Raw genomic sequence first — 12,137 nt, 5'->3', positions numbered from 1 at the left:
GGATGTCGTTGCTGTCGTCCATCCATGGGCCGCGTGATCTTGACTCGTTGTCGACCGAACAGCTGTCACAGCTTGCTTCCGAGGTGCGAGAGTTCCTCGTCGAGAACGTGGCGCGCACCGGCGGACACCTGGGTCCCAATCTCGGCGTGGTTGAGCTCACCATTGCACTTCATCGGGTCTTCGACTCGCCGCAAGATCCATTCATCTTCGATACCGGCCACCAGTCGTACGTGCACAAGCTGCTTACCGGTCGCCAGGACTTCTCCGGGCTGCGTTCGCGCGGCGGCCTGGCGGGGTACCCGCAGCGGTCTGAGAGCCCACACGATGTCGTCGAGTCATCGCACGCCTCGAGCTCGCTGAGTTGGGCTGATGGCGTTTCTCGTGCGTTTGTGCGAACCGGGCGCAAGGACCGACACGTCGTCACCGTTGTGGGCGATGGATCGCTCACCGGTGGAATGACCTGGGAAGCGCTGAACAACATCTCCGACGACAACGACCGCAATCTGGTCATCGTCGTCAACGACAACGGCCGCTCTTACGCACCGACAATCGGGGGAATGGCGCGATACCTCAACCGCGTACGCACGGCCGATACCTATCGCAACTTGCGTCGCGGCTCTGACAGCCTGTTCCACACACTCGGCCCTGCGGCGCGTGCCGTTTACCGTGGGGTGAGAGGTGGCACACACGGATTCTTGTCGCGCTTCACCAACAACGAAGCGCTCTATTCGAACCTCGACATCAAGTATCTCGGCCCGATCGACGGTCATGACCTGCCCGTGCTGCTCGAGACTCTGGAGCTGGCGAAGTCTTACGGTGCGCCGGTCATCGTTCATGCGATCACCGAGAAGGGCCGCGGCTACCAGCCTGCCCTCGACGACGATGCCGATCAGTTTCACGCGGTCGGCAAGATCGATCCCATCACGGGCCGGACGGTCGGCGGAGCATCCACCAGCCAGGCCTGGACCGACGTCTTCGCCGACGAGCTTCTCGCTGTGGGCACCGAGCGTCATGATGTCATTGCGATGACTGCTGCCATGCTTCGCCCGACGGGCTTGCTGCCGTTCGCGGAGCGGTTCCCCGACCGTGTTTACGATGTGGGTATCGCCGAGCAACACGCGGTCGCATCGGCGGCGGGTCTGGCATTCGGTGGGCTGCACCCGGTGGTGGCGATGTACGCCACTTTCATGAATCGCGCCTTTGACCAGGTGCTGATGGATGTCGCGCTGCACCGAGCCGGTGTGACGTTTGTGCTCGACAGGGCTGGCGTTACCGGCCCCGACGGCCCGAGTCACCACGGCATCTGGGATCTCGCCATGCTTCAACTCGTGCCCCACATTCGCATCGCGGTGCCACGCGACGCTGAGCGGCTGCGGGAGGAGCTGCGCGAGGCCGTGACCGTCAACGACGCACCGACTGTGGTTCGCTTTCCCAAGGGAACGGTGAGCAACGACATTCCGACGATCGAACGGCTGCACGATGGTGTTGACGTACTCGCTCGCTCTGATGCCCAAGATGTGCTGATTGTGGGAATAGGTCCGATGGCTCATACCGCGATGGACGTCGCCGCGCGCCTGCGCGCCCAGGGAATCGGCGCCACGGTTGTCGATCCGCGGTGGGTCATTCCCGTTCAAGCTTCGTTGATCGAACTCGCAGCCAACCACCGGCTGGTCATCACGATCGAGGACGGCATTCGTGTCGGGGGCATCGGCACGCGCGTGCGCCAGGTTCTTCGTGAGGCAGGAGTCGATACGGCCGTAGACGAACTCGGTGTGCCAGATGAGTTCATCGACCACGCCACACGTGAGCAGATTCTCGACGATGCTGGCCTCACACCCGCCAAGATCGCGCAAGACGTGATCGCGCAGGTGCTGGGCACCAGAATTCCGGTTGCACGGGCCGCAAGCGCTGAGCTGCCACTGACCTAAAACGAGAATATGGGTCAGTACTGTCGGATTGCTGTCCGAGAGTACTGACCCATATTTCAATCAGGATCTAGCTGTGGGCTATGCCTTTCACCATCGGCGTGTGAAAGGTCTCGCCGAACACACGCTCGGATGCGCCTTCGCGGTCGAGGTATGGCGAAGCTCCACCATCAATGAATGGCCAGCCCGCGCCGAGAATCAAACACAGATCGATATCTTCGACTGCTGCAACGACGTTGTCGTCGAGCATGATCTTGATCTCTTGGGCAAGTCCATCCTGCACGCGGCGCAGAATCTCTGCTTCCGTCGCGGGGGTCGATCCCACGGCACCCTTGAGTACCTTTTCGGCTGACTTGCTCCAGCCGGTGACCCGTCCGGCTTTGTCCTTGTCGACGACTTCCGAAAGCTCCGCAAGCTTGTGGAAGTTCTCCGAGGCGAAGAAGCGCTCAGGGAACGCATGCGCCATGGTGTCCTGGACGTGCGCGGCGACCTTCCACCCGACAAGATCGATGAGTTGGAACGGCGTCATCGGCAGCCCAATGGGAGCGAAGGCCTTCTCCACCGTGAGCAGGGGAGTGCCCTCGTAGACCGCCCGAGCAGCTTCACCCATCACCTTGGCAAGCAGACGATTCACTACGAAGCCGGGGGCATCAGCGGTCAGCACGGCGTTCTTGCGAAGACCCTTTGCAGTGACGAAAGCCGTCGAGAGCGCAGCGTCGGAGGTCTGAGGCGTCTTCACAATCTCGATAAGCGGCATGACGGCAACCGGATTGAAGAAGTGGAAGCCGACCAGACGCTCGGGGTGAGCGAGAGTTGAGCCGATCTCTTCCACTGACAGCGACGAGGTGTTGGTCGCCAGAATGGCATCGTCGGCGATGAATTTCTCGATCTCGCCGAATACCTGCTGCTTGACGCCCACCTCTTCAAAAACGGCTTCGATTACGAAGTCGCAGTCTGCGTAGAGTGATTTGTCGGTGGTGCCGCTAACGAGGCTGCGGAGTTTGTTCGCCGAGTCGGAGTCAAGCCGACCCTTCGCCTCGAGCTTGCCGATCTCGTCGTGGATGTAGGCCACACCCTTGTCAACACGCGCCTGATCCAGGTCAGTGATAATCACGGGAACCTGCAGCCGACGAACGAACAGCAGCGCAAACTGGCTGGCCATCAGACCAGCACCGATGACTCCCACCTTGGTGATCTTCTTCGCCAGCGACTTGTCGGGCGCTCCCACTGGACGCTTCGCGCGCTTCTGCACGAGGTCGAAGGCGTACATGGATGCTGCGAACTGGTCGCCGACGACGAGGTCGGCGAGTGCGTCATCTTCGCGAGCAAAGCCTTCTGCCTTTGTGCCCGACTTAGCTTTTTCGAGCAGCTCGAGTGCAGCATACGGTGACTTCGGAACGGTACCGATCTTCGACTCGAGCATGCCGCGCGCCATCTTGATAGCGATCGGCCATTTGGTGAGCCGCTCGATCTTTCCTGGTTCGTTCTTGCGCTCTACCTTGATTTTGCCGGCGAGCACACCATCCGCCCATGAGAGCGAGTTCTCAAGGTAGTTGGCCGCGGGGAAGATCGCATCTGTGATGCCGTACTCAAACGCCTGCTGCGGCTTGAGCATTCGGTTCTGCTTCAGCGGGTTCGAGATGACGACCTCAAGAGCATTCTCGATTCCGATCAGGTTTGGCAGCAGATACGCACCGCCCCAACCAGGAATGATCCCGAGGAACACCTCGGGCAATGCAATCGCGGCCGCCGAGGCGTCCACCGTTCGATAGGTCGAGTTGAGTGCGATCTCGAGTCCGCCACCGAGCGCCAGCCCATTGATGAAGGCGAACGAAGGCACCCCGAGATCGCCGAGCTTGCCGAGCACGTGGTGGCCGAACTGGGCAACCATCTTGGCATTGTCTCGCGAGCCCACCTTGCTGATGTCGCTCAGGTCGGCGCCAGCGGCAAGAATGTACTGCTTACCGGTTACGGCCACGGCGTTGATCTCACCAGCCGCGGCGCGCACCTTGAGCGCGTCGAGCGTGTTGTTCAGCTCTTGCAGCGTCGCAGGCCCGAGCGTGTTCGGGCGAGTGTGGTCGCGTCCGTTGTCGAGCGTGATGAGCGCGAGCACCTTGCCGGAGGCGAGGCGAATGTCTCGCACGGGGGAGTGCGTGATCACCTCGTCGTCGGTGTCGGCGAGAATCGGAGAAAAGTCAACCTCTGCGTAATTGGTCATCGTTGCGCCGCTCACTTCTTCTTGCCGTTGTAGTTCGGGTTCTCCCATATAACGGAGCCGCCCTGTCCGAGGCCGACGCACATGGCAGTCAGTCCGTAGCGGACGTCGGGGCGCTCGGCGAACTGGGCCGCAAGCTGGATCATCAGTCGTACTCCGGTTGCAGCGAGTGGGTGGCCAACCGCAATGGCGCCGCCCCACTGGTTCACGCGCGGGTCTTCGTCGTCGATTCCGAAGTGGTCGAGCAACGAGATGACCTGAATGGCGAATGCCTCATTCAACTCGAACAGGCCGATATCCGTGATCGAGAGGCCTGCCTTCTTGAGCGCTTTTTCGGTTGCGGGAATCGGTCCGATACCCATGACCTCTGGCTGAACTCCGGCGAACGCGAATGAAACCAGCTTCATCTTCGGCTTGAGGCCGAGCTCTTTGACAGCTCCGCCACCGGCGAGCAAGCTCATCGTGGCACCGTCGGTCAGCGGCGACGAGGTGCCAGCCGTCACACGCCCGTGGGGGCGAAACGGGGTCTTGAGCGCGGCGAGACCTTCCATCGTCGTCTGAGGGCGACGACCTTCATCTTCAGATGCCAGGCCCCACGCTCCGGACGCATCCTTGATGGCGACGGAGACCAGGTCATCCTGGAACTTGCCCGCGTCGTATGCGGCCTGCACCTTGTGCTGTGAGAGCATTCCGAAACGGTCGGCGCGTTCCTTCGTCATGTGAGGGAAACGATCGTGCAGTCGCTCAGCCGTGATACCCATGTTCAGGGCATCGGCGCTGACCAGTTGCTCCGCCACGAAGCGCGGGTTGGGATCAACGTTGCTGCCATCCAGCGGGTGACGACCCATGTGCTCGACACCGCCAGCGAGGGCGAGGTCGTACATCCCCACGCCGATCGAAGCGCCCATCGTCGTCACGCTTGTCATCGCTCCGGCACACATGCGATCGATGGCGAAGCCGGGAACGGTCTGCGGCAGACCCGCAAGCAACGCGACGGAACGCCCAAGTGTCAGGCCCTGATCGCCGGTCTGTGAGGTCGCGGCAATCGCCACGTCGTCGATGCGATCTGCCGGAACTTCAGCATTTCGCTCCATGAGCCCGATCGTCGCCTTAACGGCAAGATCGTCCGCTCGGGTATTCCAGTACATGCCCTTTTCGCCGGCACGACCAAAAGGTGTGCGCATTCCATCAACGAAATAGACGTCCGAAAGCTCGGCCACTCTGCCTCCAATAGTTGGGATACAGCCAGCCTAGGTTCGAGCGCGGTTTAGTGCTGAAACTCGTAGTGGATTCCTACGAAACAGGTGACTCAGCCTCTGGCACTGGTTGCACGGATTCGACAAAGGCATCCGCAATTGTCTGTGCAGTGTGGTCAATCTGCCATTCGCGTGCGCCGAGCGCGCGAAGCGACTCCGCAATAGCTTCCGCGCTGAACTCCTCCGGAGGCGACCACGCGACTCTGCGAAGAGTATCGGGCGTCAGCAGATTCTCGGTAGGCATGCTCAGGCCCTCTGCGACCGCTTCGACGGCTGGCCTCGCACATTTAAGGCGGGCGTCCGCTTCGGGGTTGCGATCAACCCACGCGCGCGGAGGAGGCAGCGAGTCGCCGCCAGCGGCCCGTTCCGCAGGAGGGTTCTCGTCGGCACGACCCGCCTCGATCGCAGCCCACCAGCGATCCAGCTGAGTGCGGCTTGCGCGGCCCATGAATTCTTTGTTCGCTGCGAGTGCCTGCTTACTGGTCGGGTTTGCTCTAATCGCCGCGACCAATGCACGATCGGGTACCAAGCGTCCGGGCGAGACGTCTTGTTCGCGAGCGTATTCTTCACGTGCGGTCCACAGCGAACGAGCAACGGCCAATGCCTTTCGACCGCGCACCGTGTGCAGCCCACTGAGGCGGCGCCAGGGGTCATCCCGCGGCGGTTTCGGCTGGCGCTGCAGCACTGCCGTGAATTCCTGGGCAGCGAAGTCTGTTTTGTCTTGTTCTACCAGCTCGGCTGCCAGCGCCTCATAGACGTCAACGAGATGTTCAACGTCGAGCGCAGCGTATTCCAGCCACGACTGCGGCAACGGTCTCGTCGACCAATCCGAGGCAGAGTGTGCCTTCGCCAGCGTGATTCCGAGGGTGTGCTCAACGACCGCGCCGAGACCAACCCGCTCATGACCAAGCAAGCGTGCTGCCAGTTCGGTGTCAAACATCTCTTCAGGCTCAAGGTCGAGTTCCCGCAATGACGGGAGGTCTTGGCTCGCGGCGTGAAGAATCCACAGCACGCTGCCGATCGCGCGCTTCAACGGCGCAAAGTCGCCGATCGGCGGGGGATCAAACAGAAAGACTCCCGCGCCGCGTCGGTATACCTGAATCAGGTACGCCCGCTGCGAATACCGGAATCCCGAAGCGCGCTCGACGTCGACAGCGACCGGGCCGCTGCCCGCCGCGAGCAGATCACACGCCTCGACGAGACCCGCTGCGTCGCTTATGACGTGATACTCAGCCACCGAGCAACCTGCGCGATCCCAACATCGTTATCCCTTCAGAACCCGGCGGCAGACCCGCCAGCATGCAGACCAATTCTGCCCATGCTTCCACGTGCGGCGTCACTTCACCTTGGGGAGACCACGATGCGCGCAGTTCGATCTGTGCCCCATCGCCTTCATCGGCGAGTGAACCGAAACCTTTGGACAGTGTCTTCGTGGCCGTGCCCGATTCGGAGTGAAACGCCGCCCCGCGGGAAGAGAGTGCGTCTGTGAGCCATGCCCACGCAACGTCGGCGAGCATCGGGTCGATGCCGATATCCGTTTCGAGCGGAGCCTGCGCAAAACAGACAATGCGCCAGGCGCCGTTCCATGCAGAGGGGCCTTCCTCGTCGTGAAGAAGCACGAGGCGTCCGGTGCCGTAAGCCGAGTCGAGGGCGTCGGTCTCGGGCCGCACATCGCCCGCAATAGCGAGTGCATCGGTTGCCAATCCGCTGGGCGCAGCAATCTCTCGAACACTGAGATCTGCACGGAATGAAAGCGAGCGAACCTGCGCGGCCGCATCGTCGAACGTCGACGGTCCTTCGCCAGAACGTTGCTCAGCCACGCGGACAGACTAGGCTGATGCCTCGATGGTCGCTTCCAGGCGCGCCGCGATGCGCCGCGCATCCCCCACGTTCCTTTCCGGAATCCGAGCCGCGCTGACAGTGCTCAGCATGGCTCTCAGCGGCGTGCTCGCCGCGATGGCAGTGGCCTCTATCCATATGGCACGGCGGGTGGTGACGCCTGCGGCACGGATGCCTGATACGACAATTCTCGATCTCGATACCGCGGCGCAGACTATAACGCTCGCGCGCACGCCCGATACGCAGCTGCCGGGCCGCTACGGTCTCTTCACGACCGGTTCAGCAACCTACGTCAAGCTCGGATCCGTGCTTGCCGAACAAGAGACGCAGGTCACTCGCAAGCTGCTCACCCATATCGCCGCCGACGCGCATCTCCAGCCGCGGGCTGCATTCAGCGGCTGGTACTTCGACTCGCCCGACCAACTGCACCTTCCCTACACCCCAGAGCTCATCGGCACGTCGGTCGGCCCTTGCCCGGCATGGCTGTTCCCCGCCGGCGACGGCGACGTTTGGGTGATCCAGATTCATGGCCGCGGCACCACCCGCGCTGAGGGACTGCGCGCCGTCCCCCTTTTCGCTGCGGCCGGAATCTCCTCCTTGCTCGTGTCATATCGAAATGATTCCGAAGCACCGCGAAGCCGCTCCGGCACCTACGCCCTTGGCGCAACGGAATGGCGCGATGTCGATGCCGCCATCGGCTTCGCGCGCCGCCGCGGCGCGAATCGAATTGTGCTCATGGGGTGGTCGATGGGCGGCGCGATTGCGCTGCAAGTGTCACTCAACTCTGCGCACCGTGAACACATCATTGGTCTGATTCTCGAGTCGCCCGTGGTCGACTGGCGACTCGTGCTCGAGTACCAGTCCGCCGCGCTCAACGTGCCGACTGCGGTGAGCAATCTTGCGATCGGCGCGCTTTCGACGCCGTGGGCCTCTCCCATCACACGCAGCGGGGGAGCAATACCGTTCGACAAGCTCGATATTCTGTCGCGGGCCTCGGAGTTGCAGCATCCCATTCTGATTCTTCACAGCGACGACGACGGGTTCGTGCCGTCTGATGCGTCTCACGATCTTGCGATCCTTCGCCCGGATCTTGTCGACTTGGTGGTTTTCGACGTTGCTCGGCACACAAAACTGTGGAACTACGACCAAGAGCGCTGGACGTCGAGCATCAATGAATGGCTGAGCCGACACGCGAAGTAGAGTTGTAGCACGATGACTACGACCGCGACCGGCACCATTCAACTGACAGACCGGTCGCCGGAACTCTCCGGCGCAGAGATGGTTGCGGCCCTCGTGCCACCGCCGCAGTTCGCTGCCGCGACCTTCGAGTCGTACCGCGCTGACGCGCAATTCGCCTCACAACAAGAAGCGAAAGATCTGCTGATGCTCTTCGCTGGCGCGCGTACGGTCGAGCGGACAGGGTTCTTTCGCCGCGCCAAGCGTGCCCCCGAGGTGAAGCCCGGGGTCTACCTCGACGGCGGCTTCGGAGTCGGCAAGACTCATCTGTTGGCCGCTATTTATCACGCGATGCCGGCGCGAAGAAAGTACTTCGGCTCATTCATCGAGTACACCGCGCTGGTCGGGTCAATGGGATACCAGAACACGGTCGAACTGTTCCGTGGCGCGGATCTGCTGTGTATTGATGAGTTCGAGCTCGACGATCCCGGCGACACCATGGTTATGACGAGACTGCTCGGCGAACTCGTTGCCTCGGGCACCCGTCTCGCGGCGACGTCGAACACGCCCCCGAACGCTCTAGGCGAGGGGCGCTTTGCTGCGCAGGACTTTCTGCGCGAGATTCACGCGATGTCGGCAAGCTTTCAAACCATTCGCATTGACGGCACCGACTATCGCCACCGGGCAGTCGATGGGCACGCCGACGTTCTCGATGCCGAAGGCTATGCCGCGTCGCTCGCGTCAACCGCCGATCATGCACTCGTTTCAGATGATGATTTCGACCTGTTGATCACGCATCTCTCACGCGTTCACCCTTCGCGCTATATCCGACTGCTCGAATCAGTCGATGTGGTGGGGCTTCGCGATGTGCATCCGTTCGATGATCAATCCGCCGCACTTCGCTTCGTTGCCTTCATCGACCGCGTCTACGATGCCCAGATTCCCATTCGCGCAACGGGCGTGAGTTTGGACCTGGTCTTCCCCGAAGAAATGCTTGCAGGCGGGTATCGCAAGAAGTACCTCAGAGCCATTTCACGTCTGGTCGCTTCTACTCTCGCTTGATCCGAAAACCACGCCGCTGGGCGAAACTCCAAGTTCGCTCACGCCGCGAGGAAACCTGATGTTTACCTGAGCGCAGGTTGCGTAACAAACCCGAAACACGTCAAGCACAACGCTGGTAACCGCGGCTGGCAACACTAGGGGTACCTGGAAGACCGCAACCCGATTATGTGGCTTCCGCAGGACCTTGGGTAAACGACATGGATGAGGAATTTGATGGATAGCGGAAATCTCGCGTGGTTGATCACTGCGTCGGCGTTGGTGCTTTTGATGACACCCGGTGTGGCGTTCTTCTACGGCGGCCTCGTTAAGGCGAAGAGCGTCGTCAGCATGATGATGATGAGCTTCGGTGCAATGGGCCTCATCAGCGTGCTGTGGATCCTCTACGGATTCAACATGAGTGCAGTCCCCGACACCTGGAGCTTCGCCGGCAACCCCTTCTCAGACTTCGGTCTGGCAAGCGCCGGCAGCGATGACCTCGTAGGCGCACTCTTCGGTGCCACCTTCGCGATCATCACGGTCGCCCTGATCTCGGGTGCGATCGCAGACCGCGCCAAGTTCGGCGCATGGATGATCTTTGCTGGCATCTTCGCCACGGTCGTCTACTTCCCGGTGGCCGCATGGGTCTGGGGCGGTGGCTGGATCTACAACCTCGGCACCTCGTTCGGCTTCTCCACCGAAGTCATTGACTACGCCGGTGGTACCGCCGTTCACATCAACGCGGGTGCTGCAGCTCTCGCCCTGGCGCTCGTCCTCGGAAAGCGCATTGGCTTCCAGAAGGGCATCCAGAAGCCCCACAACGTGCCGCTCGTACTTCTCGGCGCTTCGCTGCTCTGGTTCGGCTGGTTCGGCTTCAACGCTGGCGCTGAGGGCCTGGGCGCCCTAGGGACCGAAGACACCGTTGTCGGCCTGATCGTCATCAACACCCTCGGTGCGACGGCTGCGGCAATCCTCGGCTGGTTGGTCGTCGAGAAGCTCAAAGACGGCAAGGCCACCTCGGTCGGCGCTGGCTCGGGTGCAGTTGCTGGTCTTGTTGCGATCACCCCGGCATGTGCCAACCTGACGCCCGGCTGGGCACTCGTACTCGGTGTCGTTGCTGGTGCGGTTTGTGCACTCGCCGTCGAGCTCAAGTGGAAGCTCGGCTTCGATGACTCGCTCGACGTCGTCGGCATCCACCTTGTCGGTGGCCTCATCGGAACGATCTACCTCGGCTTCTTCGCAATCGACACCGGCCTGTTCCTCGGTGGCGGCACAGAGCAGCTCATCCTTCAGGTTGTTGCCGCGGCTGGCGTGCTGGTCTACTCGTTCGTTGTTGCCTACATCATCGGCTTCGCGATCAACAAGACCATCGGCTTCCGCATCAAGAACGAAGACGAGATCGCTGGCGTCGACACCGTCGTGCACGGCGAAGAGGGCTACCTCCTCGACGAGCGCGTCTGATCGATCGAACTCTCGCGTACAGCGAAGGGCGTCACGGCTTCGGCCGTGGCGCCCTTCGCCGTGTTCGCTAGGGTTGGGCTGTGAGCAGAAGCCTCGGAGTAATGCGCGCTCTGCGCCGCCTGTTTCAGTCCGCAGCGGCTTCGACGCCTTCGCGATCTCGATCACGCAGCCAGGCATCCACTCAGAGCATTCAAGCGGGGCCCGCCCAAAGCGGGTCGACTGCGACGATCGAGATCGACGTGCCCAGCCGCGAAGCGCTGACAATCACCTATGCACCGTCGCGCGACGGTGCCCCAGACGCCGGCGAGATCGTTTGGACTTGGGTTCCCTACGTAGAACGTGACGGGCGAGGCAAAGATCGCCCAGTGCTCGTTATCGGCCGCCAGAGTGCTAACCGGGTGTTCGTGGTCAAGCTGACCTCGCGCGCGCATGATGGCGACCACGACTATTTGCCCATCGGGTCGGGGCCGTGGGATAGCAAAGGACGCGATTCCTGGGTCGACATCGACCAGGTGTACAGCGTGCACAACGCTGGGATGCGTCGAGAAGCCGCCGCACTGGATCTCGACAGATTCGTGCGCGTTGCCCATGCCCTGAGCAAGCGTTACGGCTGGCAGGTGGGGGAGTGAACACGAAACGCCCCGCAAGGCGGAGCGTTTTGGTGGGCGATACCGGACTCGAACCGATGACCTCTTCCGTGTGAAGGAAGCGCGCTACCAACTGCGCCAATCGCCCAAAAGCCCCAAAGGACCGGAGTCGATACTACCGGATGCTGCGGGGTCGACCGAACCGCGACGTCAGACACGCGCGGAGTGCGCCTGGTTTTGCGCACGGCCATTTGTGGGCTAAAGTTTTCCAAGTGCCCGGGTGAGAATCAGGGTGCAAAATGCGGATGTGGCGCAGTGGTAGCGCATAACCTTGCCAAGGTTAGGGTCGCGAGTTCGAATCTCGTCATCCGCTCGAGTGTAGAGATTTTCTCCTAGGAGAGATCACAGCACGTGGGGTCAAACCACACGGTGGCGTGGCCGAGCGGCTAGGCACCGGCCTGCAAAGCCGTTTACACGGGTTCGAATCCCGTCGCCACCTCGCTTCTAACTGAAAAGCCTGTATAGGCGCGATTGGCGCAGCGGTAGCGCGCTTCCCTGACACGGAAGAGGTCACTGGTTCGATCCCAGTATCGCGCACAGCAGAAAACCCCTGATTCGTCAGGGGTTTTTGTGTTTAACG

9 protein-coding genes and 4 tRNA genes are annotated in these 12,137 nt (G+C 61.6%); 8 read left to right on the top strand and 5 right to left on the bottom strand.

Going from position 1 to position 12,137, the window contains the following annotated elements; all coding sequences use genetic code 11:
* Positions 1–2 precede the first annotated feature (2 nt).
* The gene (dxs, locus tag WDU96_RS07850; RefSeq protein ID WP_337337943.1) at positions 3–1,928 is read left to right on the top strand and encodes a 1-deoxy-D-xylulose-5-phosphate synthase; all 1,926 of its coding nucleotides are present in this window, start codon (positions 3–5) and stop codon (positions 1,926–1,928) included.
* A 67-nt stretch (positions 1,929–1,995) separates the two neighbouring features.
* Here the strand turns inward: dxs and WDU96_RS07845 are convergent, their stop codons facing one another.
* The 4 genes from WDU96_RS07845 to WDU96_RS07830 all read right to left on the bottom strand — a co-directional run bounded on the left by WDU96_RS07845 (position 1,996) and on the right by WDU96_RS07830 (position 7,216).
* The gene (locus tag WDU96_RS07845) at positions 1,996–4,143 is read right to left on the bottom strand and encodes a 3-hydroxyacyl-CoA dehydrogenase NAD-binding domain-containing protein (protein WP_337338412.1); all 2,148 of its coding nucleotides are present in this window, start codon (positions 4,141–4,143) and stop codon (positions 1,996–1,998) included.
* Positions 4,144–4,154: 11 nt separating this feature from the next.
* A complete protein-coding gene (locus tag WDU96_RS07840; protein ID WP_337337942.1) occupies positions 4,155–5,360 on the bottom strand; it encodes a thiolase family protein in 1,206 nt (401 codons plus the stop codon).
* A 73-nt stretch (positions 5,361–5,433) separates the two neighbouring features.
* The gene (locus WDU96_RS07835) at positions 5,434–6,633 is read right to left on the bottom strand and encodes a ribonuclease D (protein ID WP_337337941.1); all 1,200 of its coding nucleotides are present in this window, start codon (positions 6,631–6,633) and stop codon (positions 5,434–5,436) included.
* Positions 6,626–7,216: a DUF3000 domain-containing protein gene (locus WDU96_RS07830; protein WP_337337940.1), complete on the bottom strand. Its 591-nt coding sequence runs from the start codon at positions 7,214–7,216 to the stop codon at positions 6,626–6,628. Before WDU96_RS07830 ends, WDU96_RS07835 begins: the two co-directional genes overlap by 8 nt.
* Positions 7,217–7,241: 25 nt before the next feature.
* Between WDU96_RS07830 and WDU96_RS07825 the strand changes: the two genes are divergently transcribed.
* From WDU96_RS07825 to WDU96_RS07810, 4 genes are all read left to right on the top strand, one after another.
* Positions 7,242–8,435: an alpha/beta hydrolase family protein gene (locus WDU96_RS07825; protein ID WP_337337939.1), complete on the top strand. Its 1,194-nt coding sequence runs from the start codon at positions 7,242–7,244 to the stop codon at positions 8,433–8,435.
* A gap of 12 nt (positions 8,436–8,447) precedes the next feature.
* Positions 8,448–9,473, top strand: coding sequence for a cell division protein ZapE (zapE, locus tag WDU96_RS07820; RefSeq protein WP_337337938.1), 1,026 nt, complete (start codon positions 8,448–8,450; stop codon positions 9,471–9,473).
* 213 nt (positions 9,474–9,686) lie between these two features.
* Positions 9,687–10,910, top strand: a complete 1,224-nt coding sequence (locus WDU96_RS07815; protein WP_337337937.1) for an ammonium transporter — start codon at positions 9,687–9,689, stop codon at positions 10,908–10,910.
* 80 nt (positions 10,911–10,990) lie between these two features.
* Entirely contained in the window at positions 10,991–11,539 is a 549-nt protein-coding gene (locus WDU96_RS07810) for a type II toxin-antitoxin system PemK/MazF family toxin (protein ID WP_337337936.1), read from the top strand.
* 30 nt (positions 11,540–11,569) lie between these two features.
* On the opposite strand, the gene WDU96_RS07805 is transcribed toward WDU96_RS07810, so the two are convergent.
* Positions 11,570–11,645: transfer RNA gene (locus WDU96_RS07805), tRNA-Val, on the bottom strand.
* Positions 11,646–11,798: 153 nt separating this feature from the next.
* Between WDU96_RS07805 and WDU96_RS07800 the strand changes: the two genes are divergently transcribed.
* From WDU96_RS07800 to WDU96_RS07790, 3 genes are all read left to right on the top strand, one after another.
* A tRNA-Gly gene (locus WDU96_RS07800) sits at positions 11,799–11,870 on the top strand.
* A gap of 55 nt (positions 11,871–11,925) precedes the next feature.
* Positions 11,926–11,996, top strand: a tRNA-Cys gene (locus WDU96_RS07795).
* A gap of 26 nt (positions 11,997–12,022) precedes the next feature.
* Positions 12,023–12,094: transfer RNA gene (locus WDU96_RS07790), tRNA-Val, on the top strand.
* Positions 12,095–12,137 lie beyond the last annotated feature (43 nt).

Origin of the sequence: Microbacterium marmarense, from assembly GCF_037204165.1 — a bacterium.
In the GTDB taxonomy this organism is placed as follows: domain Bacteria; phylum Actinomycetota; class Actinomycetes; order Actinomycetales; family Microbacteriaceae; genus Microbacterium; species Microbacterium marmarense.
This window is presented reverse-complemented; position numbering and strand designations above follow the sequence as displayed.